The sequence below is a fragment of the Pseudomonas migulae genome, assembly GCF_024169315.1.
Taxonomy (GTDB): domain Bacteria; phylum Pseudomonadota; class Gammaproteobacteria; order Pseudomonadales; family Pseudomonadaceae; genus Aquipseudomonas; species Aquipseudomonas migulae_B.
On record NZ_JALJWR010000001.1, the window covers coordinates 3,178,053 to 3,202,654 of the forward strand.

Genomic DNA, 24,602 nt, shown 5'->3' on the forward strand with positions numbered 1-24,602 from the left:
CCCACATTGGTTTTGTACAACCTTCAAAAATATGTTCGCTTTAAAGTATCAACGGACTGCCATGAAACTCTCCCCCCTCGCCCTGACGCTGACCCTTCTGCCGTCCGGCCCGCTCCTGGCCGACACTTTCGAACGCGATCAGGCCCTGAAGCTGCCCGACGTGCTGATCAGCGCCAACCGCCAGGTCGAAGCCCGCAACGACAGCAGCGCCGCCAACACCGTATTCACCCGCGAAGACATCGACCGTCTGCAACCGGGCAGCGTCACTGACTTGCTGCGTCGGGTGCCCGGCGTGCAGGTCGGGCAAACCGGCGGGCGCGGCAGCCTGCCGGGGATTTACATCCGGGGGACGAAGTCGGCGCAGAGCCTGGTGCTGGTGGACGGTCAACGCATCGGCAACTCCACGTCCGGCGACAGCAACCTGCAACACATCAACATCGAACAGGTCGAGCGCGTGGAGGTGCTGCGCGGCTCCCGTTCGGTGATTTACGGCAGCGATGCGATTGGCGGGGTGATCCAGATTTTCACCCGCCGTGGCGCCGAACAAGGCCTGCAACCGCGCCTGCATGCGGGTTTCGGCAGCAACCAGACCTGGGAGCGCAGCGTCGGTTTGTCCGGGGGCGATGAGCAAACCCGCTTCAACCTGGGCGCCAGCCTCGATGAAACCGCCGGGATCAATCGCAGCCACGAGTCGTACCCGAGCGATGGCGATCACGATGAGTATCGCAACAACTCGTTGAGCCTGAGCCTGAGTCACGCGTTCAGTGATGACATCGAAATCGGCGCCAACCTGCTGGATAACCGTGGCAAAAGCGCATTCGACAATCCGTTCGGCCGCTTCGATAGCACCACGTTCAAATCGGTCCAGCAGCAGCCCTACAACGAATTCACCGTGAGCAGCCTCAGCAGTTACGTCGATGCGCGCATCAACGACCTGTGGAAAACCCGCGTCGAATTCGGCCACAGCGAAAACCGCGAGCAGTCCTTCGACAAGCTCAGCGACGAACGCGGCGTGTTCAACACTTACCGCGACTCGCTGAACTGGCAGAACGACCTGACGCTCGACGCGCGCAACAGCCTGATCCTCGGCGGCGACTGGTACGAAGACCGCATCAACAGCAGCACCGCGTTCGACGAGGACAGCCGCTGGAACCGCGCGGCGTTTATCCAGCATCGCTATCAGGCGGACAGCTTCTCCACGGAACTGGGCCTGCGCCGCGACCAGAATCAGCAGTTCGGCAGCCAGAACAGCTGGAGCGGCACGTTCACCTTGCCGTTGAACCCGGACAACGATGTGTTGCTGACCTACAGCGAAGGCTTTCGCGCACCGACGTTCAATGACTTGTATTACCCGGACTTCAGTAACCCGAACCTGAAGCCGGAAACCTCGAAAAGCTACGAGCTGCAATGGCGCAGTCAGCTGACCGACATCAGCCGTCTCGAAGCCTCGCTGTATCGCACCGACCTCAAGGACGCGATTATCTTCGGCAGCAACGACCGCCCGCAGAACGTGGCCTCGGCGCGGATCAACGGGTTTGAAGCGGCGTTGAAGCAGGAACTGTTCGGCTGGCAGAGCGCGCTTGGCGTAGCGATCATCGACCCGCGGGATCGTGACAGTGGCCACACCCTGGCGCGTCGCTCACGGCGAACGTTGAGCCTGGATCTGGATCGGCAGTTCGATCGACTGGGGCTCGGCGCCAGTTGGCAAGCGGTGAGCAGTAGTTATCACGATGAGAACAATCAGCAGCCGCTAGGCGGGTATGCACTGCTGGGATTGCGCAGCAGTTGGGAATTGAATCGTGAGATCAAGCTTGAGCTGAAGGTTGATAACGTGCTGGACAAGGATTACAGCCGCGCGTTGTACAGTCATGACGGCAGTCAGTTTGGGTATCGCGAGGAAGGTCAGGCGTGGATGTTTGGGGTGACGTGGACGCCGGAGATCTGATCTGAAATTCAGGGTGTCTGAGCAGGCCTCTTCGCGAGCAAGCCCGCTCCCACATTTGATCTCGGCCGCACACAAATCCTGTGCCCACTGAAAATAAAATGTGGGAGCGGGCTTGCTCGCGATGGCCGCACCTCGGTCTTAGCGGTCGGGCGCGATGACTTGGCACAACCTGGCCGTCGCCTCGATCATCTGCCCACTCGGCCGCTCCAGCCCCTTGTCCGTCACCAATTTCAACTGCCCCTGCGCCACCGCCGCCACTTGCGGCCAGGCCTTCCACGCCTCCAGCTGCGCCTGATCACCGGCCAGAATCACCTCGGGATTACGCTGCAACACCGCTTCCACGCTGACCTGCGGCGCCGGCAGGGTCAGGTCGGCAAACACATTGCGCGCGCCGCACACGTCCAGCGCATCGCTGATGATCTGCCCGCCACCAACGGTGTACAGCGGACGATCCCAGACCTGATAAAACACCCGCAACGGTTCGTCCCGTCGATAACGCTGGCGCAGTGATTCGAGGCGCTGACGCAAATCCCCAGCCAGTGCAACGCCACGTTCGGGCCTGCCGAGCTGCACGGCAATCGACTCGATTTGTTCAGTCAGTTGTTCAAGGTTGTGCGGGGCAGCGACGTAAGTCGGGATATTCAAGCGCTTGAGTTGTTCACGCTGGGCCGGGCCGACACTGCCGGGCCAGAGCAGTAGCAAATCGGGTTTCAGGCTGAGCAGCCGTTCCATGTCCAACTGGCCGTAGCGGCCAACGGAAGGAAGGTCTTTGAGTTCGGGTGGACGATCGCCGGCGTCAAGCACACCGACCAGAAGATCCGCCGAGCCCAGTTCAACAACGATTTCAGACAGCGATGGCGCGAGGCTGACGACGCGCTCGACGGCCCCCACCGAACCGCTGACGGCCAGCAGCAAAACCGCCAGCCCGATGCGGCGCATCAGCCGAGTTGACGCGGGATACGGTAGAGGTAGAACAGCACCGTGGTCGACAGCGCCAGCAACACCAACGGCACCGCTTCGAGCCCGACGAACACCGCCAGCGCGCCGATCCAGGCGGGCAGGCCGGCCGCGATAAACGCTGCACGGCGTTTCGCGGCAAGGGTGATCCAGGCGGCAGGCTCTTCAGGGGTATCGAGGGATTTCTGGGTGGCGATCAGCGCGTGTTTGTAGCCACCGAAAAACTTCAGGCTGACAAACATCGAGGCCACACCGGCGATGAACAACGGCATCGCCAACACCGGCAAAAGCGCCTCGCCCTGGCCGAAGACGCCGTTGATCACGAACAGCGGCAACAAGGCCAGCGCCAGGTATTGCCACCAGTTGACGGACAGTCGCCGCCGCACCTGACCGCGGGTCACGCCCGGTCTACCTCGCCCTGGTGCTCGTTGCCCATCATGTGGTCAAGCTTGCTGGCCTTGGTGGCCAGGTAAAGTTTGTTGTGCGGATTGTGGCCAGTGTGCAACGGCACGCGTTCGGCGACCACGATGCCCATGTCGGTCAACGCTTTGACCTTGCGCGGGTTGTTGGTCATCAGACGCAGGGCTTTCACGCCCAGATGCTCAAGCATCGGCAGGCACATGGCGTAGTCGCGCTGGTCGGCGGCAAAGCCCAGACGCTCGTTGGCTTCAACGGTGTCGGCGCCGCCGTCCTGCAATTCATATGCGCGGATCTTGTTCAGCAGGCCAATGCCGCGGCCTTCCTGACGCAAGTACAGCAACACGCCACGGCCTTCACGGGCGATGGCCTGCAACGCGGCCTCGAGTTGCGAACCGCAGTCGCAACGCTGGCTGAACAAGGCATCGCCAGTCAGGCATTCGGAGTGCAAGCGGCCGAGTACAGGGGCACCGTCGTCGAACTCACCGAGGCTCAGCACGACGTGCTCGCGCCCGTTTTCTTCATCGAGAAAGCCGTGCATGGTGAATTGCGCAAAAGGCGTTGGCAGCTTGGAAGCGGCGACAAAAACGACAGGCACCAGTGTGCTCCTGATCAATAAGTACTGGAGATTCGCAGACGCGGCATTGTAACAGCACGTTCCTACAGACGCTTAGGCTGAATTATGGAGCATAACGATCTAAAAGTTTGATTGCTGGACCAGACTCCAACCCTGTGGGAGCGGGCTTGCTCGCGAAGGCGGCGTGTCAGTGACACTGATGTTGACTGCCACACCGCCTTCGCGAGCAAGCCCGCTCCCACAGGGTCCGTGGTCAGTTCGAGTACAGCGGATAAGGCTGCTTCCAGCGTTCGAAGATCGGTTTCAGCCGGCCGTTTTTGACCAGCACTTCCATTCTTTGGTCGAACAACGCCATCAACGTCCGCGCCTTGGGTGTATTGGCAAAGCACAGGTACAGCGGCAATTCCGCTATGTGCGTGCGCCGGAACTGGGACGGATCCTTGGCCCGGCGGACCACGTAATCCACCTCGGTCAGCGCGTCGATGTAGTAGTCGGCGCGGTTGTGGGTCAGCATCGAAAGAATGCCGGTGCGCCGAACGACTTCGTTATAGCGGTTTACGTTGGGCAGGTAATTCTGGAAATCGTAGCCGCGAACCCAGGCCAGTCGATAATTGCCCAGGGTTTCCGGGGTCGGCGCCGGATTACTGGCCAGCCCCAGGGCATAGATGTGATCGGTGTCGTAATTCCAGCGCGGATACAGCAGATCGCTGACTTCATCGCGATAGCCGCCGACACAGGCGTCCACTTCGCCGCGCTGGGCCAGGCCGATGGCGCGAATGTAAGGTTCGGTGCGGATGTCCAGTTTGACCCCGGCCGGCTCGAAGACTTCGCGCAGCACATCCCAACCCAGGCCATGGCCATCGGCGGCGGTGTAGTCGTCCCAGTCTTCGCTGGCCAGATGAATCACTGATGGCGTTGTCACCGCCTCCTCCGCCTGGACGAGCGAAGCCAACAGTGCAAAAGCCATCACGGCCAACCAGCGTCGAGCCATCCTAGTCTCCCGTTCCGCCACTCATCAGGCGAAAATCCATACCAGCCCCTGCATCGCCAACCACGCGAACACCCCGGCCAATACGTCATCGAGCATGATCCCGACGCCACCGTGCACGTGCCGGTCAATCCAGTGAATCGGCCACGGCTTGAGAATGTCGAAGAAGCGAAACACCACAAACCCCGCGAGCAACCAGTACCAGCCTTCCGGCACCAGCCACAGGGTGATCCACATCCCGACCATTTCGTCCCAGACGATGCCTTCGTGGTCGTGCACCCGCAAATCGTCGGCCACTTTGCCGCACAGCCAGAAGCCGAACAGCATGGTGATGCCCAGCATCAGCCAGTAACCCCAGTCGGGCAGCATCTGCCACAACGGAATAAAGGGTAGCGCAACTAACGAACCCCAGGTCCCCGGTGCCTTTGGCAAGGTGCCCGAACCGAAGCCGAACGCCAGGAAATGCCATGGATTGCGCCAGACCGACGGCGGTACGAACTCCGCCGGAACCTGTTTGGGATGATCTGTCACGGTGTCTCCCGAAAATGTTGATAGCCCCGGGTTTGCGGGGTGATGTCTTGTCCGGCAGCATCCAGCAGCACGACGCCCTGCCCCGTCACCACACGCCCGACCACATGGATCGGCCAGCCATCTGCCACCATCTGCGGCAACTCGACGGACGGTAAGGTGAAGGCCAGCACGTAATCGTCTCCGCCGCTCAGGGCCGCGTGTTCGGCGCCCGGTTGACCGAGGAAGGCCACTAAAGCCTTCGACAGCGGCAATCGGTCCCGTTCAACTTGAATGCCGACCTTCGACGCCAGCGCAATGTGCCCGCAGTCGGCGAGCAGGCCGTCGGAGATGTCCAGCGCCGACGTCGCCTTGCCACGCAATGCCTGACCCAACGCGAGTTGCGGTTGCGGCGACCAGTAATGCGCCAGCAGCGGATCGGCGACGGCGGCTTCGGCGGTTCGCTGACCGAGTACCAGCGGCAAGGCACCGGCGGCGTTGCCCAGCTCACCGCCGACGCACAGCAGGTCACCCGGCTGCGCGCCGCTACGGGTCAGCGCCTTACCGGCCGGCACACGCCCGAACACCGTCATGGTCAGGCTCAACGGCCCACGGGTGGTATCGCCGCCCACCAGCGCCACACCACAGCTCTGGGCCATGAAGCTCAAACCACGGGCGTACGCTTCCAGCCAATCGACGGTCGCCGAAGGCAAGGTCAGGGCAAGGGTAAAGGCAACGGGGGTGGCGCCCATGGCAGCCAGGTCACTGACGGCCACGGCCAGCGAACGCTGACCGAGCAGAAACGGGTCGCAAGGGTCTGCGAAATGCACACCGGCCACGAGCGTGTCGGTGGAAACTGCCAGCTGCTCCCCTGCGGGAACAGCCAACAAGGCGCAATCATCGCCGATCCCGAGGGCAACGCCTTCACCGCCTTGCGCACAGGGCGCGGCGGCGAAGAAATTGCGGATCAGCTCAAACTCGCCCATGGCTGAGACAAAGAGTTCAAGCGCCGATCAGCGCTTGAACGCCTTCACTTCAGCTTCACGCAGACGCGGGGCCAGCTTGTCGAGTACGCCGTTGACGAATTTGTGGCCGTCGGTGGAACCGAAGACTTTCGCCAGTTCGATACCTTCGTTGATCACAACACGGTACGGCACGTCGACGCGCTCGAGCAGTTCCCAGGTGGACAGGCGCAATACCGCCAGTTCAACCGGGTCCAGCTCTTCGATGGTCAGGTCCAGGCAAGGCTTAAGCGCTGCATCGATCTTGTCCTTCTGCGCGGGAACCCCGTGAAGGATTTCGCGGAAGTAGGCGCCGTCGACATCACTGAAATCGTTATCGACCCGAAACTGCGCTTCGATCTCGTTCAGCGATTGCTTGGCCATGTGCCATTGGTACAGCGCCTGAGTCGCGAGCTGACGGGCTTCGCGACGCTTGACGCTTTTCGATGGCTTACCGGCATCCGCAGGCTTTGGATCGCGCGGGTTGAAACGATCGCTATCGTCGCTAATCACTTGGCCTCCAACTGCGCCAGCAGGCTGACCATTTCCAGAGCGGACAGGGCAGCTTCGGCACCTTTGTTGCCGGCCTTGGTGCCGGAACGTTCGATGGCTTGCTCGATGGAATCAACGGTCAGCACGCCGAAAGCGACCGGTACGCCGAATTCCATGGACACCTGGGCCAGGCCCTTGGTGCATTCGCCCGCCACGTATTCGAAGTGCGGAGTACCGCCACGAATGACCGCGCCCAGAGCGATGATCGCTGCGAACTCGCCCTTCTGAGCGACTTTCTGCGCAACCAGCGGGATTTCGAAGGCGCCAGGCGCACGGATGATGGTGATGTCGCTTTCGCTCACGCCATGGCGAACCAGGGCATCAACTGCACCGCTGACCAGGCTTTCAACGACGAAGCTGTTGAAACGGCCCACTACCAAAGCGTAGCGGCCTTTAGGGGCGATGAAGGTACCTTCGATGGTCTTCAGGGTCATTCGTTAGATCTCTTAAAGAGCCGGGACGCGTCTTCTACGCATCCCTCAGTGATATTTAGCCACGAATACAAGGCCGGATATACCGCATTGCCGTTCACTTACACCCTGTGACGAGGGGATTTATCCCCGTTGGACTGCGTAGCAGTCTCAAAACAGGGGCCGCTGCGCAGCCCAACGGGGATGAATCCCCTCACCACAAGGATCTAAGTCAACAATGCCGGAAACAACCGGTCATTATTCGGAGGGCACGTATTCTACAACTTCCAGATCGAAACCGGATATCGCATTAAATTTCATCGGCGCACTCATCAGGCGCATTTTGCGTACGCCCAGGTCCCGGAGGATCTGCGAACCGGCACCGACGATGCTGTAGGTGGTCGGTTTTTTCGCCGGTGCGTGTTCCGCCGTTTCACGGATGTGCGCCAGCAACACGTCGCCATCGAGCGGGTGACCGAGCAACAGCACCACGCCGCTGCCTGCCTCGGCAACCGCGGCCATGGCGGCGCGCAGGCTCCAGCGGCCGGGCTGCTTGACCATCAGCAGGTCGCGCAGCGGGTCCATGTTGTGCACGCGAACCAGGGTCGGCTCTTCGGCGCACACGTTGCCCAGGGTCAGGGCCATGTGCACGTCGCCTTCCACGGAATCACGATAGGTCACCAGGTTGAATTGGCCCAGTTCGCTGTCCAGTGGCTGCTCGGCAATCCGCTGAACGGTACGTTCGTGGATCATCCGGTAGTGAATCAGGTCGGCGATGGTGCCGATCTTGATGTTGTGCTCGGCCGCAAAGGTTTCCAGTTCGGCGCGACGGGACATGGTGCCGTCATCGTTCATCACTTCGCAGATCACGCCGCTCGGCTCGAAACCGGCCATGCGCGCGAGGTCGCAAGCGGCTTCCGTGTGGCCGGCGCGAGCCAGGGTGCCACCGGCCTGGGCCATCAGCGGGAAGATGTGGCCGGGGCTGACGATGTCTTCAGCCTTGGCGTCTTTCGCGGCGGCGGCCTGCACGGTGCGTGCGCGGTCGGCGGCAGAGATGCCGGTGGTCACACCAGTGGCAGCTTCGATCGATACGGTGAACTTGGTGCCGAAACCGGAACCGTTGCGCGGTGCCATCAGCGGCAGCTTCAGCAGCTCGCAGCGCTCGCGGCTCATCGGCATGCAGATCAGGCCACGGGCGTGCTTGGCCATGAAGTTGATGTGTTCAGGCTGGCAGCACTCGGCAGCCATGATCAGGTCGCCTTCGTTCTCGCGGTCTTCGTCATCCATGAGGATGACCATCTTGCCTTGGCGGATGTCTTCAACCAGTTCTTCGATGCTATTGAGCGCCACAAGGCACCCCCTTGGGTCAGGATTTGAGGTAGCCGTTGGCGGCCAGAAAGCTTTCGGTGATGTTCCCGGACTTTGCAGGCTCTGCGGCCTTGTCGCCCAACAGCAGGCGTTCCAGGTAACGGGCAAGCAAGTCGACTTCCAGATTCACCCGGCGACCTGGCTGGTACGACGCCATGATGGTTTCGCTCAGGGTGTGCGGAATGATGGTCAGCAGGAACTCGGCGCCATCGACCGCGTTCACGGTCAGGCTGGTGCCGTCGACGGTGATCGAGCCTTTATGGGCGATGTACTTGGCCAGTTCTTTCGGCGCACGGATGCGGAACTCCACGGCGCGTGCGTTCTCGGTGCGGGCAACCACTTCGCCCACGCCATCGACGTGACCGCTGACCAGATGCCCGCCGAGGCGAGTGGTCGGGGTCAGGGCTTTTTCCAGGTTGACCGGGCTGCCACTTTTCAAGTCGTTCATGGCAGTGCAGTCGAGGGTTTCGCGACTGACGTCTGCGGCAAAGCCATTGCCCGGCAATTCAACCGCCGTCAGGCACACGCCGTTGACCGCGATGCTGTCGCCCAGTTTGACGTCGCTCAGATCGAGCTTGCCGGTTTCTACGTGGACCCGCACATCTCCGCCTTTTGGGGTCAATGCACGAATACTGCCGATGGATTCGATGATGCCGGTAAACATGGAGTCCTCCTCGAGAACAGGGCCGTCGCGTAGCGCAGGCCGGAAATTATACGCTCGCCGCCGGCGCAGGAATGGCAATGACTCGCCAGTCATCGCCAACCGCGCGGATTTCGGTGATTTTCAGCTCGGGCGCGTCTTTCATCTGCGCCAGCGGCCAGTCCAGCAATGGACGGGCCGAAGAACCGAGGAACTTGCCGGCGATGAAGATCTGGAACTCATCCACCAGACCTTGCTGGGCAAAGGCACCCGCCAGACGCGGACCGGCTTCGACCAGCACCTCGTTGACCCCGCGATTGGCCAGTTCGACCAGCAACTTGCGCAGGTCGACCAAACCATCCTCGCCCGCCACGATCAGGCATTCCGGGCCGTTGGCGTATTGTTCTTCGATCGCCATGCAGGTGGCGACCAATGCCGGGCCGGCCTTGAAGAACGGCGCGTCCAGCGGCACGCGCAGACGGCCGTCGATCAGCACACGCAGCGGCGGACGGCTCATCGCCAAGGCGGTTTGCCCGGCGTCCAGTCCCAACTCGTCAGCGCGCACGGTCAAACGGGCGTTGTCCGCCAGCACCGTGTCGGCGCCGGTCAGGACCACGCTGGCCTGGGCGCGCAGGCGTTGCACCGCCGAGCGCGCGGCAGGGCCGGTGATCCATTGGCTCTCACCGTTTTCCATCGCCGTGCGACCGTCGAGGCTCATGGCCAACTTGACCCGCACGAACGGCAAGCCGTGTTCCATGCGTTTGAGGAAGCCTTGATTGAGCTTGCGTGCCTCGCCTTCCAGCACGCCGCTTTCGATGGCGATGCCGGCCTGTGCCAGACGCTGCATGCCGCGACCGGCGACCGACGGGTTCGGGTCCTGCATCGCCGCGACTACACGAGCGAGGCCAGCGTTCACCAGTGCATCGGCACAGGGCGGCGTGCGGCCGTGGTGGCTGCACGGTTCGAGGGTCACGTAAGCGGTGGCGCCACGGGCCTTGTCACCGGCGGCGCGCAGGGCGTGGACTTCGGCGTGGGGTTCGCCGGTGCGCTCATGCCAGCCTTCGCCGACAATCTGCCCGTCCTTCACGATCACGCAACCCACCCGCGGGTTGGGGTGCGTCGTGTAATGGCCTTTGCGCGCCAGTTCCAGGGCGCGGGCCATGTAATGGGCGTCGAGGATGGCTTGTTCTGGGGAGGTGGTCATTCTTTCACCGGCTCACGAGCCAGGCGATCGATCTCTTCGCGGAACTCGTTGAGGTCCTGGAAGCGCCGATACACGGAGGCGAAACGAATGTAGGCGACTTCGTCGAGCTTCTGCAGCTCGGCCATCACCAGTTCACCGACCACGAGGGATTTGACCTCGCGTTCGCCGGTGGCGCGCAGCTTGTGTTTGATGTGCACCAGCGACGATTCGAGGCGTTCGACGCTCACGGGGCGTTTCTCCAGCGCACGCTGCATGCCGGCGCGGAGTTTTTCTTCGTCGAACGGTTGGCGGCTGCCGTCGGTTTTGATCAGGCGCGGCAACACCAGTTCAGCGGTTTCGAACGTCGTGAAACGCTCGCCGCAGGCCAGGCATTCACGCCGGCGGCGCACCTGTTCGCCCTCGGCGACCAGACGCGAGTCGATGACCTTGGTGTCGTTGGCACCGCAGAAGGGACAGTGCATGGTGGCAGGCAACAAAAAAAGGGAGGGCCATGGTAGCGCATCCCCGTGGCAAGACAAGCCATAGGGTTTGCGGTATACAGACTGGCTATATAGAACGATCCATGGATTTCACCATGCTGGAGCCGCAAATGTCCCTCAGACCGCTCGTATTGCTCAGCCTTTTCAGCCTGTTGGTGGCCTGCAGCAGCGATGCACCCAAGCCCCAGCCGCCGACTCCAGGGCCTGCCCCACAGGCGGCGCAGAAGAAAGCCAGAGAGTCCGCCAACCTCGGCCCGCTGCCCGCCTATCAGCGTGAATTGAGCGGCACCCTGCAAGGTGTGCCGGCCGGCGCTGAAGTCGAACTGGCGCTGCTGGTGATCGATGAAAAGGACCGCCCGCAACAATTGCTGGCCAGCTCCAGCCTGATCGGCACCAATCAGGTTCTGCCGTTTCACCTGCGATTCAACCCGGAATCCTTTCCGGTCGGTGCCCGGGTTGAACTGCGGGGTCGCGCCAGCCAGTCCGGCCAGCTGATTTTGCATCTGCCGTCGCAGACCATTACCCAGCCAACCACCCAGGCACTGGGTCAGCTGCAGTTCGTCAAAGCACCATGATTGCACCGCTCGACCTGCAACAGGCATTGAGTGAACTGCTGGGTGACGCCCAGCTTGTTCCTGTCGCATTGCCCGATACCGAACTGAAACTCTGGCTGATCGACGGCGACAACATGGATCGCGCCTTCAGCCCGGAAGAAACCCGACGGATTCTGCATGAGCCGCCGTACTGGAGTTTCTGCTGGGCCAGCGGGCTCGCGGTGGCCCGTTATCTCGCCGAATTTCCCGAGTGGGTCAAAGGCAAACGGGTGCTGGATTTCGGCGCCGGTTCCGGGGTCGCGGGGATTGCCGCGGTGAAGGCCGGGGCGCTGGAAGTGGTGGCCTGTGACCTTGATCCGCTGGCGATTGCCGCCTGTCGGGCGAATGCCGAACTCAATGAAGTGGAGCTGAACTACTCGACGGATTTTTTCGCCGAGGCGGACCGGTTTGATCTGATATTGGTGGCCGACGTGTTGTATGACCGGGCGAACCTGCCGCTGCTCGATGAGTTTCTGAGTCGCGGGCGGGAAGCGCTGGTGGCGGATTCGCGGGTGCGGGATTTTCGTCATCCGTTGTATCGACGCATAGAGATGCTGGAAGCGATGACCTTGCCGGATCTGGCCGAGCCTGAAGAATTTCGGCATGTGAGCCTGTACCACGCGCGGCGTGATTGAAGAGCTTCGCGGGCAAGCCTCGCTCCTACAGGTCCTGCGTCGATCTCGAAATCGGCGCGGACCTGTAGGAGCGAGGCTTGCCCGCAAAGGCGTCCGACCAAGCAACACACCTCTCAATGCCCCCCGCTTCCGGCCACACCCCACCAAGCCGTATAGTTGCCCTATTAACGCTTCCAAGAGATCCCCCATGAGTCAGGAAACGCCGTACATCTTCGACGCCACGACCGCCGATTTCGACCAGTCGGTGATCGAGAACTCTTTCCACAAACCGGTGCTGGTGGATTTCTGGGCCGAATGGTGTGCGCCCTGCAAAGTGCTGATGCCGATGCTGCAGACCATCGCCGAGAGCTATCAGGGCGAGTTGCTGCTGGCCAAGGTCAACTGCGACCTCGAGCAGGACATCGTCTCGCGCTTCGGCATTCGCAGCCTGCCGACCGTGGTGCTGTTCAAGGATGGCCAGCCGGTGGACGGTTTTGCCGGTGCGCAGCCGGAATCCGCCGTGCGGGCGATGCTTGAGCCTCACGTACAAATGCCGCCACCGGCGGCAGCTGACCCGTTCGAGCAGGCTCAGGCGCTGTTCGACGAGAGTCGTTTCGCCGACGCCGAGGCCGTTCTCAAAGTGCTGCTGGGCGAAGACAACACCAACGCCAAGGCGCTGATTCTCTATGCCCGTTGCCTGACTGAACGGGGCGAATTGGGTGAAGCGCAAACCGTGCTCGATGCGGTGAAAAGCGACGAACACAAGGCAGCATTGGCCGGCGCAAAAGCGCAGATCCAGTTTCTCGGCCAGGCCAAGGATCTGCCGGATGCCGCGGACTTGAAGGCGCGTCTGGCGAAGAATCCGCAGGACGATGAAGCGGTGTATCAACTGGCGATCCAGCAACTGGCCCGCCAGCAGTACGACGCGGCGCTGGATGCGTTGCTCAAGCTGTTCATCCGCAACCGCAGCTACAGCGAAGGCTTGCCGCACAAGACCTTGCTGCAGGTGTTCGAACTGCTGGGCAATGATCACCCGTTGGTGACCACGTATCGCCGCAAGTTGTTTGCTGCGCTGTATTGACCGCAACCTTGTAGGAGCACGGCTTGCCGGCGAAGGCGTCCTTGAGATCGCCTTCGCGAGCAAGCTCTGCTCCTACAAATCTGGTTCGATCCAGCTATAGAGCGGCGTATCCCCGCCGCTCGACACCTTCACATCAGCGCAATGTCGCAAACGCACCAACAGACGCTTGCCCGACGCAGCGCTGCCGGTCAGTCCTTCCAGCTGCTCCAGCAAATCCGGCCCGCTCAATTGCCCGGCCTTGCGCAGCAAATCCTTTGCGATCTGCCACTGCGCATCGTCCTGATTGACCGGTTTCGCCGGCGCCACGCTGGCTTCAGGCTTGACCACCTGCAACTGCGCGCCGAGCCGCGCCCAGTCACCGTCGTCCATCTCCAGGGTCAAATCCACCGGCCAGTCGCCGATGCTTCCGCGTATTCGCAACATAAGTCTGCTCCTGCACATTTCTGACCCACATGCTCCCATGGGACTTGTGCAACGCCAAGCAGACGGTCAAACTCTCCGCACTTACGTTATAAGATTACATAACAATTTATTCATTTTACTTCCGGAGACCCGCCATGCGTCGTCTGCTGCTCGCTTTGCCGTTTGCCCTGTTGCCGCTGGCTGTCGCCCACGCCGCTGATGAACATGACCATGAGCACGGCAGCCTCGGCGCCCACGAACATGGCGTCGGTCGCCTGAACGCGGCGCTGGACGGTCAGACCCTGGAGCTGGAACTGGAAAGCCCGGCGATGAACCTGGTGGGCTTCGAACACGCTGCCACCACTGACGCCGACAAGGCCAAAGTCGCCGCCGTCCGCGCGCAACTGGAAAAACCGCTGGCCCTGTTCAACCTGCCAAAAGCCGCGGGTTGTGTGGTGGCGACCCAGGAACTGGAAAGCCCGTTGTTTGGTGACAAACCGGATGCCGATGACGATCACGACGAAGACGCAAAAGATGGCGAACATCACCACGACCACAGCGAAATCCACGCGCACTATCAATTCACCTGCGCGGCCCCGGGTGCGCTGAAAACCCTGGACCTGGCGAACATCTTCAACACCTTCCCGGCGACCCAGAAAATTCAGGTACAACTGATCAGCCCGAGCGGGCAGCAAGGGGTTGAAGTGACGGCCAAGGCGGCTGCCCTGAAATTCTGAATTCACTGAAGATCTAATGTGGGAGCGGGCTTGCTCGCGAATGCGGTGTGTCATGCAACATTGATGGCGACTGATACACCGCATTCGCGAGCAAGCCCGCTCCCACAGGGTTCACCACCAACCTGACCGGTTTCACATGACCCAAGCACTCATCGAACTGTCCGACCTGGGCTTCAGCTGGCCCGGTCACCCGCCGTTGCTGGACATCCCGGCGTTTCGTCTGGAGCCCGGTGAAACCCTGTTCCTCAAAGGCCCCAGCGGCAGCGGCAAGACCACCCTGCTCGGCTTGCTCGGTGGCGTGCAAAAACCGGATCGCGGCAGCATTCGCCTGCTCGGCCAGGAACTGACCGAACTTGGCGCCGGGGCGCGTGATCGCTTCCGCGTGGATCACACCGGCTATATCTTCCAGCAGTTCAACCTGCTGCCGTTTCTCTCGGTGCGCGAGAACGTCGAGTTGCCCTGCCACTTCTCCAAACTGCGCGCCGAACGGGCCATCCAGCGCCACGGCAGCGTCGATCAGGCCGCCGCCACCCTGCTCGCTCACTTGGGTTTGAAGGATGACAGCACTCTCAGCCGTCGCGCCGATTCGCTGTCCATCGGTCAGCAACAACGCGTCGCCGCCGCCCGCGCCTTGATCGGTCAGCCGGAACTGGTGATCGCCGACGAACCGACGTCCGCGCTGGATTACGACGCTCGCGAAAACTTCATTCGCCTGCTGTTCGCCGAATGCCGTGAAGCCGGGTCGAGCCTGTTGTTTGTCAGCCATGACCAAAGCCTCGCGCCGCTGTTCGATCGCCACCTGTCGCTGGCCGATCTCAATCGCGCCGCCACCCCGTCCGAGGTCTGAGATGTATTTGTTTCGTCTAGCCATGGCCAGTCTGGCTAACCGCCGCTTCACCGCGATCCTCACTGCATTCGCCATCGCCCTGTCGGTCTGCCTGCTGCTGGCCGTGGAACGGGTGCGCACCGAAGCCAAGGCCAGTTTTGCCAGCACCATCAGCGGCACCGACCTGATCGTCGGCGCCCGCTCCGGCTCGGTGAACCTGTTGCTGTACTCGGTGTTCCGCATCGGCAACGCCACCAACAATATTCGTTGGGACAGCTTCGAACAATTCGCCAACAACCCGAAAGTGAAGTGGGCGATCCCGATGTCGCTGGGCGATTCCCATCGCGGTTATCGGGTGATGGGCACCACCGAAGCGTACTTCGAGCACTACCAGTACGGCCATCAACAACACCTGGAACTGGCTGATGGTCGAGCCTTCGCCACCGACCCGTTCGAAGTGGTGCTCGGTGCTGAAGTAGCGGATGCGCTGCACTACAAACTCGACGACAAACTGGTGCTGGCCCATGGCGTTGCGGCGATCAGCCTGGTCAAGCACGACGACAAACCGTTCACTGTGGTCGGCATTCTGAAACGCACCGGCACCCCGGTGGATCGCACGCTGCACATCAGCCTCGGCGGCATGGAAGCAATTCACATCGACTGGCACAACGGTGTGCCGGCGCGCGGCAACGGTCGGATCAGTGCCGATCAGGCGCGCAACATGGACCTGACGCCGCAAGCGATCACCGCGTTCATGCTCGGCCTCAACAGCAAGATTTCGACCTTTGCGCTGCAACGCGAGATCAATGAGTTTCGCGGCGAACCAATGCTGGCGATCCTGCCGGGCGTGGCGCTGCAAGAGTTGTGGAGTTTGATGAGTACGGCGGAAAAAGCGCTGTTTGTGGTCTCGCTGTTCGTGGTGCTGACCGGGTTGATCGGCATGCTCACGGCGATCCTCACCAGCCTGAATGAACGTCGGCGCGAGATGGCGATCCTGCGTTCGGTGGGCGCTCGGCCGTGGCATATCGCAACCTTGTTGGTGCTGGAGGCGTTCGCCCTGGCGCTGTCGGGCGTGATCGCCGGCGTGGCTCTGCTTTATGCAGGTATCGCCGCCGCTCAGGGTTACGTGCAAGCCAATTACGGCCTGTATCTGCCGCTAGCGTGGCCAAGCGAATATGAATGGACGCTGCTCGGTGGCATCCTGATCGCCGCGCTGCTGATGGGCAGCGTGCCGGCCTGGCGCGCGTATCGCCAATCCCTGGCCGATGGCCTGTCGATCCGACTATGAGGACGTTAACGATGCCCCGCGCTGTGCTTGCGCTGTTGATGCTGGTCGCCCTGCCGCTGTGGGCGGCCGAGCCGAAAGAGCTGACCTGGTCGGAAATGATCCCGCCGGATGCCATGCCTGAAGTGCCGAACATGACGCCCCTGCATGACCTGTCGCAGATGGGCAATGCGCTGTCCGCCGAGTCAGCGCCAGCCGCCAAACAGGACATGCCGAATGCGCCGGTGGTGCAAAGTCTGGACGGCCAAAACATCCGCCTGCCGGGCTACATCGTGCCGCTGGAAGTGAGTGAAGAAGGCCGTACCACGGAGTTTCTGCTGGTGCCATATTTCGGCGCCTGCATCCACGTGCCGCCACCGCCGTCGAACCAGATCGTGCATGTGAAAAGCGAAGTCGGCGTGAAGCTCGATGAGCTTTATCAGCCTTACTGGATCGAGGGGGCGTTGCAGGTTAAAGCGTCGACCAGCGAGTTGGCGGATGCGGGGTATCAGATGGAGGCGGACAAGATTTATGCGTATGAATTGCCGGAGTGAATCCGGGAGTTCTGTGTTGCCTGATCAATCGCCATCGCGGGCAAGCCCGCTCCCACAGTGTTCTCTGTTCTTCACAAATATTGTATTCACAGAAGGTCCCTGTGGGAGCGGGCTTGCCCGCGAAGAGGCCCTCAAAGGTTCCACAAAAATCAGGGTCATCACTGTTTCATTGAGCTGAATCAAAAGACCGTACCAGACGCCTCCGTACCATTGGACATCGAACATTTTTAACGTCCTTTGGAGCCCCCATGCACAAGTCCTTGCTCAGCGCTTCGCTGTTTGCCCTCGCGCTCGCAGCCCCGCTCGCCTACGCCCACGAGGCTGGCGACATCATCGTTCGTGCCGGTGCAATCACCGTCAACCCGAAAGCCGACAGCTCCAGCGTCAAGGTCGATCAAGGCCCGTTGTCCGGTGCCGACCTGGGTGGCAAGGCCACCATGAGCAGCGACACGCAACTGGGTCTGAACTTCGCGTACATGCTCGACAGCCACTGGGGTATCGAGCTGCTCGCCGCCTCACCGTTCGAGCATGATGTGAAGATCAAAGGCACCGCCCTGGGCGCCGCCAACGGCAAACTCGGCACCCTGAAACACCTGCCGCCGACCCTGAGCGTCGTGTACTACCCACTGGACGCGAAGTCCGCGTTCCAGCCGTATGTGGGTGCCGGTATCAACTACACCTGGATCTACGACGAACACGTCGGCAGCGAAGCCCAGGCCAACGGCTTCAGCAACTTCAAGGCAAAAAACTCCTGGGGCATGGCGTTTCAGGTCGGTGCTGATTACATGATCACCGACAACATCATGCTCAACGCCCAGGTGCGCTACATCGACATCGATACCCAGGCGACCGTGGAAAACAACGCCGTGGCACCGGGCACCCGGGCCAAGGTCAATGTGGATGTTGATCCGTTCATCTACATGGTGGGTCTGGGTTACAAGTTCTAAATCGTTCACGTGGTGGGAACGAGCTGGAAAAAAAAGGCGCCTTCACAGGCGCCTTTTTCATGGCTGCAAAAAACTCAGCGCCCCAACAACCGTGCCAGACCAACACTCATCGGTGTCTGCTCCGGGCAAGTAAATCGCTCCAGCAACCGCTGGTTGTTCGCCCGCGAATGGCGGATATCACCGGAACGCGCCGGGCCGTAGTTCACCGCCGGCAGCTCGCCGACGACCACTTTCAGCGCTTCAAGCATTTGCTTGAGCGTGGTGGCCTGGTTCCAGCCGACATTGACCGCGCCGACATCAACCTGCGGTTTCTCGATGGCTTGCACCAGCACCTCGACCAGGTCCTCGACGTACACAAAATCCCGCGTCTGCTCGCCGTCGCCGAACACGGTGATCGGCAGGCCCTTCTGCGCCCGCTCGCTGAAAATGCTGATCACCCCGGAGTACGGCGAGGACGGATCCTGGCGCGGACCGAAGATGTTGAAGAAGCGAAAAATCACCGGCTCCAGCCCATGCTGGCGACCGTAGAACTCGAAGTAATGTTCGCTGGCCAGCTTGTCCGACGCGTACGGGGTCAACGGTGCCTTGGGCGTGTCTTCGTTGATCGACTCGCCTTCACCATTGTTGCCGTAGACCGCTGCGCTGGAGGCAAACAGCACTCGCTTGACGCCGGTCTGGCGCATGGCTTCGCAGACATTCAGCGAGCCGATGAAATTGCTCCGGTGCGTCCTCACCGGGTCGTCCACCGAGGCCTGCACCGAAGCCACCGCCGCCAGATGCGCGACCGCACTGCAACCGGCCATCGCACGGGCCACCAAAGCTGCATCGGCGACGTCGCCCAGAATCAGCTCAACCTTAGGATTATCCAGCGGCAGGTTGCTTCGTTTACCGGTGGACAGATCATCGAGAATTCGTACCGAGTGGCCCTTGGCGAGCAAGGCGTCGGTCAGGTGCGAGCCGATGAAACCGGCGCCGCCGGTGATTAAAACGGGGCCGTCAGCCATGGCGATAGAACCTGTCCAGTAAGCCCGGGAGTGCCGCACGCCAGGCGCGGGGCTTGATCCCGAAGGTGTGGAGGATTTTCTTGCAGGCCAGTACCGCGTGTTGCGGTTCTTCGGCAGCGTCCGGGCGCGCGGCGTGAGCCTGGGCAGTCGGCGCTTCGATGGCCAGCGGATGCAACGCGCGGGCTTCGGTGAGAATGGCCTGCCCCAGCGCCAGCGGCGTGGTCGCCTCGTGCCCGGCGTAATGGTAGGTGCCCCACAGCGGCGCCGCGCAATCGAGTTGCTTGAGTACGGAAATGATCACCCGGGCCGCGTCGTCCACCGGTGTCGGATTGCCCCGGCGATCATCGGCCATCAGCAGTTCGTCAGGTTTTTCGGCACGGGACAGGAAACGCCCGAGGGTGCCGTCGGGGCTGTCATCGAGCAGCCAGCCGAACCGCAGCAGCACGTGCTGCGGGCAGGTCGCGCGGACGCTTTGCTCGATCCGCCACAAGGCCTGACCGCGCAGGCCCAGCGGCACCGGCTCGTCTTTTTCACTGTAGGCGGTGGCCCGGGAGCCATCGAACACGCGATAACTCGAGGGTTGCAGCAGAACGATGTTGTGATGCTGGCACAGCTCGGCCAGACGCTCGACCGCACGCTCCTGCCCGGCCAGACGCGGCTCGCTGACCGTCTCCGCCTGAAACCAGTCGAAATAGTAGGCAAGGTTTATCAGCGCGTCCGGGCGCGTGTCGTCGAGCAGTTGCGTCAGGCTCGCGGCATCCCAGCCGTCTTGCGGTGGGCGGGGGGCGAGGAAACCGATGTCTTCCTCCGCACCGAGGCGAATCAGCGCCTGCCCAAGGGCATTTCCGCCGCCCAGTAACATAAGGCGCATTCGCATAGAGTCAGCAGGCCCAGTCTGATTGGAACAATGGCTTTATCGACACCGCTTGCGGGCGATGCCGTCGATAGTTGTCGGAATCGTTGCATTTTGCGGGTTTAGTGCGCAACCGTCATCCGTAAAGTGTAGATCTCCGGGATTTGTGGTGATGCTGCCGGCCTCTTCGCGGGCAAGCCTCGCTCCTACAGGTCCGGGTCGTTCTTCAGTTTCGCGCACGGCATAAAACCTGTAGGAGCGAGGCTTGCCCGCGAAGAGGCCCTAAAGACCCGCGAAGGTCTTGAGCGGTACTTGCATCTTCCCATCCCCGCCCGCATAAATTGTTCCATGAATCTGCCCATTCCCACGGACGCTGCACTGGCAGGCTTCCACCCCGCCGTCAGCGCCTGGTTCAGCAGCACCTTCCCGACGGTCACCGCCGCCCAGGCTCGGGCGTGGCCGCTGATCCGCCAGCACCGTTCGACCCTGATCGCCGCGCCCACCGGCTCCGGCAAAACCCTCACCGCGTTTCTCGCCGTCATCGACGATCTGGTTCACCGTGGCCTGGAAACCGCCGACGGTTTGCCTGACGAAACGCTGGTGGTCTACGTCTCGCCGCTCAAGGCCTTGTCCAACGACATTCAGATCAACCTGCAAAACCCGCTGGCCGGCATCACTGAACAGTTACGCGTGATGGGCTTGCCCGAGTTGCAGATCAATACCGCCGTGCGCACGGGCGACACACCGCAAAAAGACCGCTCGGCGATGCGCAAAACCGCGCCGCACATTCTGGTCACCACCCCGGAATCCCTTTACGTGCTGCTCGGCTCCGATTCCGGCCGGAAAATGCTCGGCACCACACGCACGGTCATCGTCGACGAAATCCACGCCATCGCCGCCAGCAAGCGCGGCAGTCATCTGGCCCTGAGCCTGGAGCGTTTGCAGGCGTTGTGCGCGGCTCCGCTGATGCGCATCGGCCTGTCCGCCACGCAAAAACCGATCGAAGCCGTCTCACGCTTTTTGGTGGGCCGTGATCGCGAATGCGAGATCATCGACATCGGCCACGCCCGTCCGCGTGATCTGGGCATCGAAGTACCGCCGGTGCCGTTGTCCGCCGTCATGGCCAATGATGTCTGGGAATTGGTCTACGACCGCCTCGCCGTCCTCGCCCGCGAACACCGGACCACGCTGATTTTCGTCAACACCCGACGCCTGGCCGAACGTTTGAGCCGGCATTTGAGCGAGCGCCTCGGCAAGGAAGCGGTTGCCGCCCACCACGGCAGCCTGGCCAAGGAATTCCGCCTCGACGCCGAACAACGCCTCAAACGCGGCGAGCTGCAAGTACTGATCGCCACCGCGTCGCTGGAATTGGGGATCGACATCGGCGATGTCGACCTGGTTTGCCAGATCTCTTCACCGCGCTCGATTGCCGGGTTTCTGCAACGGGTCGGCCGCTCCGGTCACCAGGTCGGTGGCACACCGAAGGGCCGGTTGTTCGCCACCACCCGCGATGATTTGATCGAATGCACCGCCCTGCTCGACTGCGTGCGCCGGGGCGAACTCGACACGCTGCAAATTCCTCAAGCACCGCTGGACGTGCTCGCCCAGCAGATCATCGCCGAGGTCAGTTGCCAGGAATGGCAGGAGCAGGCGTTGCTGGAGATGTTCCGCAACGCCTCGCCCTACGCCGGACTCGACGAAAAACATTATCAGGCGCTGCTGCAGATGCTCGCCGAAGGCTACAACGGTCGCCAGGGCATCCGCAGCGCGTTCCTGCACCGCGACGCCGTGACGCGCACGTTGCGAGGTCGCCGGGGCAGCAAACTGACGGCCGTGACCAGCGGCGGCACCATCCCGGACAACGCCGACTACAGCGTGCTGCTGGAACCCCAAGGGCTGAACATCGGCAGCGTCAACGAAGACTTCGCCGTGGAAAGCATCGCCGGCGACATCTTTCAGTTGGGCAATACCTCGTACCGGATCCTGCGGGTCGACACCGGCAAAGTCCGGGTCGAGGATGCTCACGGGCAGCCGCCGACCATTCCGTTCTGGCTCGGAGAAGCGCCGGGGCGCAGCGCTGAATTGTCCTTCGCCGTGGCACGCCTGCAAGCGCAACTCGACGAGCTGCTCGGCGCTACGCCCGGCAACTTGCAACCGGCCCTCGACTGGCTGACCGACACCCTTGGCCTGAACCTCGCCAGCGCCGAACAACTGGTGGATTACCTGGCCCGCGCGCGCCTGACACTTGGCGCCCTGCCGTCCCAGGACACGCTGCTGATGGAGCGTTTTTTCGACGAGACCGGCGGCACGCAACTGATCATCCACACGCCGTTCGGCAGCCGTATCAACCGCGCTTGGGGCCTGGCCCTGCGCAAGCGATTCTGCCGCACCTTCAATTTCGAATTGCAGGCCGCTGCCAGCGAAGATGCGATCGTCCTGTCGCTGTCCACCAGCCACAGTTTTGAGCTCGATGAGGTCTGGCGCTACCTGCACAGCAACAGCGCCGAGCACTTGCTGATTCAAGCGGTACTCGATGCGCCGCTATTCGGCGTGCGCTGGCGCTGGAATGCCGGGGTCGCGCTGGCGCTGCCGCGTTACACCGGCGGGCGCAAAGTCGCGCCGCAGATTCAGCGGTTGAAAAGCGAAGACCTGATCGCCAGCGTGTTCCCCGACCAGATCGCTTGCGTGGAAAACCTCGCCGGTGAGCGGGAGATTCCCGACCATCCGCTGGTGGAACAGACCCTCGACGATTGCCTGCACGAAGCCATGGACTGCGAAGGCTGGCTGGCCTTGTTGCGGCGCATGGAAAGTGGTGACGTTCGCCTGATCAGCCGCGACCTGCCGGCGCCCTCGCCGCTGGCCGCAGAAATTCTCAGCGCCCGGCCTTACACCTTTCTTGACGACGCGCCGCTGGAAGAGCGCCGAACCCAAGCCGTGCTCAACCGGCGCTGGACCGATCCGCAGTCCACTGACGACCTCGGCGCGCTGGATGCGGAGGCGATTCAAGCGGTACGCGATGAGGCCTGGCCGACGCCGACCGGCGTTGATGAAATGCATGAGGCGCTGATGAGTCTGGCGTGCATCAGCGATGCCGAGGCGCAGGCCAATCCGCAGTGGCCCGATTGGCTGAAAGCACTTGCCGAGGGCGGTCGCGCCAGTCGTGTGCAGATCGATACCGAGCGATCACTGTGGCTGGCGCTCGAACGACTGACGTGCCTGCGGGCGATTTATCCACAGGCAAAATTGTTGCCGCCGCTGGAGGCGCTGCCCGGTTTCGATGAGCTCTGGGAACCGGACGAGGCGGTGCTGGAAGTCATCCGCGCGCGGCTCAGCGCCTTTGGTCCGTTGCCGCTGAGCACGATTGCCGAACCGCTGGGATTGCCTCCGATGCAAGTCACCCAGACGCTGGCACAACTGGAACGCGAAGGGTATGTGCTGCGCGGGCAATTCACCCCCGGCGTCGATCAGCAGGAATGGTGCGAACGGCATCTGCTGGCGCGGATTCATCGCTACACGGTCAAGCGCCTGCGGCGGGAAATCGAACCCGTGGCGTTGCAGGACTTCATGCGGTTTTTGTTCGACTGGCAGCATCTTTCGGCGGCGACCCAGGGCCAGGGCAGCGCCGTGTTGCCAGCGATCGTCGGCCAATTCGAAGGCTACCCCGCTGCCGCGTCCGCCTGGGACAGCGACATTCTGCCGGCGCGGATCAAAGGGTATTCGGCAGGTTGGCTGGATGACCTGTGCCGCAGCGGCAAACTGGTCTGGACGCGCCTGACTGCGCGCAGCAAAAGCGCCGGCACCGCGTTGCGCAGCACGCCCATTGTCCTGCTGCCGCGCAGTCAGGTCGGGTTGTGGAGCAGCCTGACCGAGCAGACACCGGTCAGCGAACTGTCGCCGAAAACGCAAAAGGTTCACCAAGCCCTCAGTCAGCACGGCGCGTTGTTTTTCGATGAGCTGATTCACGAGGCTCATCTGCTGCGCTCGGAGCTGGAAATCGCCTTGCAGGAGCTGGTCGGTGCCGGACTGGTGAACGCCGACAGCTTTGCCGGCTTGCGGGCGCTGATTACGCCGGCGAGTAAACGCCAGGCTCGCAGCAGCCGACGCGGACGTGGGGCGTTTATCGGCGGCATGGACGATGCCGGCCGCTGGGCCTTGCTTCGACGCGGGCCGCCAGCACCGACGGTGGGCGACAAACATCCAACGCCGAGCGACACGCTGGAACACATCGCAATGACCTTGCTGCGCCGCTACGGCGTGGTGTTCTGGCGCCTGCTGGAACGCGAAGCGGACTGGTTGCCGAGCTGGCGCGAATTGCTGCGCACCTTCCATCGGCTGGAGGCTCGCGGCGAGATTCGCGGTGGGCGGTTCGTCAGTGGCCTGGCCGGTGAGCAGTTTGCCTTGCCCGAGGCGATTCCGTTGCTGCGGGAAGTGCGGCGGCGGGCGCATGACGGGAGTCTGATCGCGGTGTGCGGGGTTGATCCGCTGAACCTGGCGGGCACGCTGTTACCCGGGGCGAAAGTACCGGCGCTGGCGAGTAATCGGCTGGTGTACCGCGATGGTCTTCCGGTGGCTGCGGAGATCGCCGGGAAGCAGGTTTTCTGGTTGGAGCTGGATCAGCAATCGACGAGTGATGTACGCATCAAGCTCACCCAGCGTAATCCCCTGTAGGCGCGAGGCTTGTC

25 protein-coding genes are annotated in these 24,602 nt (G+C 62.2%); 10 read left to right on the plus strand and 15 right to left on the minus strand.

Translation table 11 applies throughout. The annotated features are described in order from the left end of the window. Positions 1-61 precede the first annotated feature (61 nt). Positions 62-1,945, plus strand: coding sequence for a TonB-dependent receptor domain-containing protein (locus J2Y86_RS14530; protein ID WP_253432574.1), 1,884 nt, complete (start codon positions 62-64; stop codon positions 1,943-1,945). A 138-nt stretch (positions 1,946-2,083) separates the two neighbouring features. Here the strand turns inward: J2Y86_RS14530 and J2Y86_RS14535 are convergent, their stop codons facing one another. From J2Y86_RS14535 to nrdR, 12 genes are all read right to left on the minus strand, one after another. After that, complete coding sequence (locus J2Y86_RS14535) at positions 2,084-2,884, minus strand: cobalamin-binding protein (RefSeq protein ID WP_253432577.1); 801 nt, start codon at positions 2,882-2,884, stop codon at positions 2,084-2,086. Beyond that, positions 2,884-3,303 carry an MFS transporter gene (locus tag J2Y86_RS14540; protein ID WP_253432580.1) on the minus strand — a complete coding sequence of 140 codons (420 nt, stop codon included), beginning with the start codon at positions 3,301-3,303 and terminating at the stop codon, positions 2,884-2,886. The genes J2Y86_RS14535 and J2Y86_RS14540 overlap by 1 nt, the downstream gene beginning before the upstream one ends. Beyond that, the gene (gene ribA / locus J2Y86_RS14545) at positions 3,300-3,917 is read right to left on the minus strand and encodes a GTP cyclohydrolase II (protein WP_253432583.1); all 618 of its coding nucleotides are present in this window, start codon (positions 3,915-3,917) and stop codon (positions 3,300-3,302) included. Before ribA ends, J2Y86_RS14540 begins: the two co-directional genes overlap by 4 nt. Positions 3,918-4,149: 232 nt before the next feature. Next, the gene (locus J2Y86_RS14550) at positions 4,150-4,887 is read right to left on the minus strand and encodes a substrate-binding periplasmic protein (protein WP_253432586.1); all 738 of its coding nucleotides are present in this window, start codon (positions 4,885-4,887) and stop codon (positions 4,150-4,152) included. Positions 4,888-4,911: 24 nt separating this feature from the next. After that, on the minus strand, positions 4,912-5,415 hold the full coding sequence (locus J2Y86_RS14555; RefSeq protein WP_131062001.1) for a phosphatidylglycerophosphatase A family protein: 504 nt from the start codon (positions 5,413-5,415) through the stop codon (positions 4,912-4,914). Next, entirely contained in the window at positions 5,412-6,377 is a 966-nt protein-coding gene (gene thiL / locus J2Y86_RS14560; protein ID WP_253432589.1) for a thiamine-phosphate kinase, read from the minus strand. Before thiL ends, J2Y86_RS14555 begins: the two co-directional genes overlap by 4 nt. A gap of 27 nt (positions 6,378-6,404) precedes the next feature. After that, positions 6,405-6,905, minus strand: a complete 501-nt coding sequence (nusB, locus tag J2Y86_RS14565; protein WP_214379096.1) for a transcription antitermination factor NusB — start codon at positions 6,903-6,905, stop codon at positions 6,405-6,407. After that, complete coding sequence (gene ribH / locus J2Y86_RS14570; RefSeq protein ID WP_003228649.1) at positions 6,902-7,378, minus strand: 6,7-dimethyl-8-ribityllumazine synthase; 477 nt, start codon at positions 7,376-7,378, stop codon at positions 6,902-6,904. Before ribH ends, nusB begins: the two co-directional genes overlap by 4 nt. A gap of 234 nt (positions 7,379-7,612) precedes the next feature. Next, positions 7,613-8,704 carry a bifunctional 3,4-dihydroxy-2-butanone-4-phosphate synthase/GTP cyclohydrolase II gene (gene ribBA / locus J2Y86_RS14575; protein WP_150638467.1) on the minus strand — a complete coding sequence of 364 codons (1,092 nt, stop codon included), beginning with the start codon at positions 8,702-8,704 and terminating at the stop codon, positions 7,613-7,615. 16 nt (positions 8,705-8,720) lie between these two features. After that, entirely contained in the window at positions 8,721-9,386 is a 666-nt protein-coding gene (locus tag J2Y86_RS14580) for a riboflavin synthase (protein ID WP_008000433.1), read from the minus strand. 46 nt (positions 9,387-9,432) lie between these two features. Continuing rightward, positions 9,433-10,566 (minus strand): bifunctional diaminohydroxyphosphoribosylaminopyrimidine deaminase/5-amino-6-(5-phosphoribosylamino)uracil reductase RibD, encoded by a 1,134-nt coding sequence (gene ribD / locus J2Y86_RS14585; protein ID WP_253432592.1) that lies wholly within the window; start codon positions 10,564-10,566, stop codon positions 9,433-9,435. Continuing rightward, on the minus strand, positions 10,563-11,027 hold the full coding sequence (nrdR, locus tag J2Y86_RS14590; RefSeq protein ID WP_003228656.1) for a transcriptional regulator NrdR: 465 nt from the start codon (positions 11,025-11,027) through the stop codon (positions 10,563-10,565). Before nrdR ends, ribD begins: the two co-directional genes overlap by 4 nt. A gap of 128 nt (positions 11,028-11,155) precedes the next feature. Between nrdR and J2Y86_RS14595 the strand changes: the two genes are divergently transcribed. The 3 genes from J2Y86_RS14595 to trxA all read left to right on the plus strand — a co-directional run bounded on the left by J2Y86_RS14595 (position 11,156) and on the right by trxA (position 13,333). Beyond that, the gene (locus tag J2Y86_RS14595; RefSeq protein WP_253432595.1) at positions 11,156-11,620 is read left to right on the plus strand and encodes a YbaY family lipoprotein; all 465 of its coding nucleotides are present in this window, start codon (positions 11,156-11,158) and stop codon (positions 11,618-11,620) included. Next, on the plus strand, positions 11,617-12,273 hold the full coding sequence (locus J2Y86_RS14600; RefSeq protein ID WP_253432597.1) for a class I SAM-dependent methyltransferase: 657 nt from the start codon (positions 11,617-11,619) through the stop codon (positions 12,271-12,273). Before J2Y86_RS14595 ends, J2Y86_RS14600 begins: the two co-directional genes overlap by 4 nt. Positions 12,274-12,460: 187 nt before the next feature. Continuing rightward, entirely contained in the window at positions 12,461-13,333 is an 873-nt protein-coding gene (gene trxA, locus J2Y86_RS14605; RefSeq protein WP_253432600.1) for a thioredoxin, read from the plus strand. Between the two features lie 72 nt (positions 13,334-13,405). Here the strand turns inward: trxA and J2Y86_RS14610 are convergent, their stop codons facing one another. Beyond that, complete coding sequence (locus J2Y86_RS14610) at positions 13,406-13,756, minus strand: hypothetical protein (protein WP_253432604.1); 351 nt, start codon at positions 13,754-13,756, stop codon at positions 13,406-13,408. Positions 13,757-13,890: 134 nt separating this feature from the next. Here J2Y86_RS14610 and J2Y86_RS14615 point away from each other — a divergent pair, with 134 nt between their 5' ends. The 5 genes from J2Y86_RS14615 to J2Y86_RS14635 all read left to right on the plus strand — a co-directional run bounded on the left by J2Y86_RS14615 (position 13,891) and on the right by J2Y86_RS14635 (position 18,063). After that, positions 13,891-14,472 (plus strand): DUF2796 domain-containing protein, encoded by a 582-nt coding sequence (locus tag J2Y86_RS14615; RefSeq protein ID WP_253432607.1) that lies wholly within the window; start codon positions 13,891-13,893, stop codon positions 14,470-14,472. A gap of 136 nt (positions 14,473-14,608) precedes the next feature. Beyond that, positions 14,609-15,319 (plus strand): ABC transporter ATP-binding protein, encoded by a 711-nt coding sequence (locus J2Y86_RS14620; RefSeq protein ID WP_253432610.1) that lies wholly within the window; start codon positions 14,609-14,611, stop codon positions 15,317-15,319. A gap of 1 nt (position 15,320) precedes the next feature. Beyond that, the gene (locus J2Y86_RS14625; protein ID WP_253432613.1) at positions 15,321-16,586 is read left to right on the plus strand and encodes an ABC transporter permease; all 1,266 of its coding nucleotides are present in this window, start codon (positions 15,321-15,323) and stop codon (positions 16,584-16,586) included. Between the two features lie 11 nt (positions 16,587-16,597). Next, positions 16,598-17,116 carry a DUF3299 domain-containing protein gene (locus J2Y86_RS14630; RefSeq protein ID WP_253432616.1) on the plus strand — a complete coding sequence of 173 codons (519 nt, stop codon included), beginning with the start codon at positions 16,598-16,600 and terminating at the stop codon, positions 17,114-17,116. A 248-nt stretch (positions 17,117-17,364) separates the two neighbouring features. Beyond that, the gene (locus tag J2Y86_RS14635) at positions 17,365-18,063 is read left to right on the plus strand and encodes an OmpW/AlkL family protein (protein ID WP_253432620.1); all 699 of its coding nucleotides are present in this window, start codon (positions 17,365-17,367) and stop codon (positions 18,061-18,063) included. Between the two features lie 74 nt (positions 18,064-18,137). Here the strand turns inward: J2Y86_RS14635 and J2Y86_RS14640 are convergent, their stop codons facing one another. After that, a complete protein-coding gene (locus J2Y86_RS14640; RefSeq protein WP_253432623.1) occupies positions 18,138-19,067 on the minus strand; it encodes an NAD-dependent epimerase/dehydratase family protein in 930 nt (309 codons plus the stop codon). After that, positions 19,060-19,944, minus strand: a complete 885-nt coding sequence (locus J2Y86_RS14645; protein ID WP_253432628.1) for a sugar nucleotide-binding protein — start codon at positions 19,942-19,944, stop codon at positions 19,060-19,062. The genes J2Y86_RS14640 and J2Y86_RS14645 overlap by 8 nt, the downstream gene beginning before the upstream one ends. A gap of 324 nt (positions 19,945-20,268) precedes the next feature. On the opposite strand from J2Y86_RS14645, the gene J2Y86_RS14650 reads away from it, so the two are divergent. Next, on the plus strand, positions 20,269-24,588 hold the full coding sequence (locus tag J2Y86_RS14650; protein WP_253432631.1) for a DEAD/DEAH box helicase: 4,320 nt from the start codon (positions 20,269-20,271) through the stop codon (positions 24,586-24,588). Positions 24,589-24,602 lie beyond the last annotated feature (14 nt).

Bases quoted from the DNA above. Each gene is read 5' to 3' on its own strand.
- ribH (WP_003228649.1), bottom strand. From the start codon at position 7,378: ATGACCCTGAAGACCATCGAAGGTACCTTCATCGCCCCTAAAGGCCGC.
- J2Y86_RS14650 (WP_253432631.1), top strand. From the start codon at position 20,269: ATGAATCTGCCCATTCCCACGGACGCTGCACTGGCAGGCTTCCACCCC.
- J2Y86_RS14640 (WP_253432623.1), bottom strand. From the start codon at position 19,067: ATGGCTGACGGCCCCGTTTTAATCACCGGCGGCGCCGGTTTCATCGGC.
- J2Y86_RS14535 (WP_253432577.1), bottom strand. From the start codon at position 2,884: ATGCGCCGCATCGGGCTGGCGGTTTTGCTGCTGGCCGTCAGCGGTTCG.
- ribD (WP_253432592.1), bottom strand. From the start codon at position 10,566: ATGACCACCTCCCCAGAACAAGCCATCCTCGACGCCCATTACATGGCC.
- J2Y86_RS14645 (WP_253432628.1), bottom strand. From the start codon at position 19,944: ATGCGAATGCGCCTTATGTTACTGGGCGGCGGAAATGCCCTTGGGCAG.
- J2Y86_RS14630 (WP_253432616.1), top strand. From the start codon at position 16,598: ATGCCCCGCGCTGTGCTTGCGCTGTTGATGCTGGTCGCCCTGCCGCTG.
- J2Y86_RS14625 (WP_253432613.1), top strand. From the start codon at position 15,321: ATGTATTTGTTTCGTCTAGCCATGGCCAGTCTGGCTAACCGCCGCTTC.
- J2Y86_RS14580 (WP_008000433.1), bottom strand. From the start codon at position 9,386: ATGTTTACCGGCATCATCGAATCCATCGGCAGTATTCGTGCATTGACC.
- J2Y86_RS14530 (WP_253432574.1), top strand. From the start codon at position 62: ATGAAACTCTCCCCCCTCGCCCTGACGCTGACCCTTCTGCCGTCCGGC.
- J2Y86_RS14620 (WP_253432610.1), top strand. From the start codon at position 14,609: ATGACCCAAGCACTCATCGAACTGTCCGACCTGGGCTTCAGCTGGCCC.
- nrdR (WP_003228656.1), bottom strand. From the start codon at position 11,027: ATGCACTGTCCCTTCTGCGGTGCCAACGACACCAAGGTCATCGACTCG.
- J2Y86_RS14600 (WP_253432597.1), top strand. From the start codon at position 11,617: ATGATTGCACCGCTCGACCTGCAACAGGCATTGAGTGAACTGCTGGGT.
- J2Y86_RS14550 (WP_253432586.1), bottom strand. From the start codon at position 4,887: ATGGCTCGACGCTGGTTGGCCGTGATGGCTTTTGCACTGTTGGCTTCG.
- J2Y86_RS14615 (WP_253432607.1), top strand. From the start codon at position 13,891: ATGCGTCGTCTGCTGCTCGCTTTGCCGTTTGCCCTGTTGCCGCTGGCT.
- J2Y86_RS14595 (WP_253432595.1), top strand. From the start codon at position 11,156: ATGTCCCTCAGACCGCTCGTATTGCTCAGCCTTTTCAGCCTGTTGGTG.
- J2Y86_RS14610 (WP_253432604.1), bottom strand. From the start codon at position 13,756: ATGTTGCGAATACGCGGAAGCATCGGCGACTGGCCGGTGGATTTGACC.
- thiL (WP_253432589.1), bottom strand. From the start codon at position 6,377: ATGGGCGAGTTTGAGCTGATCCGCAATTTCTTCGCCGCCGCGCCCTGT.
- trxA (WP_253432600.1), top strand. From the start codon at position 12,461: ATGAGTCAGGAAACGCCGTACATCTTCGACGCCACGACCGCCGATTTC.
- J2Y86_RS14635 (WP_253432620.1), top strand. From the start codon at position 17,365: ATGCACAAGTCCTTGCTCAGCGCTTCGCTGTTTGCCCTCGCGCTCGCA.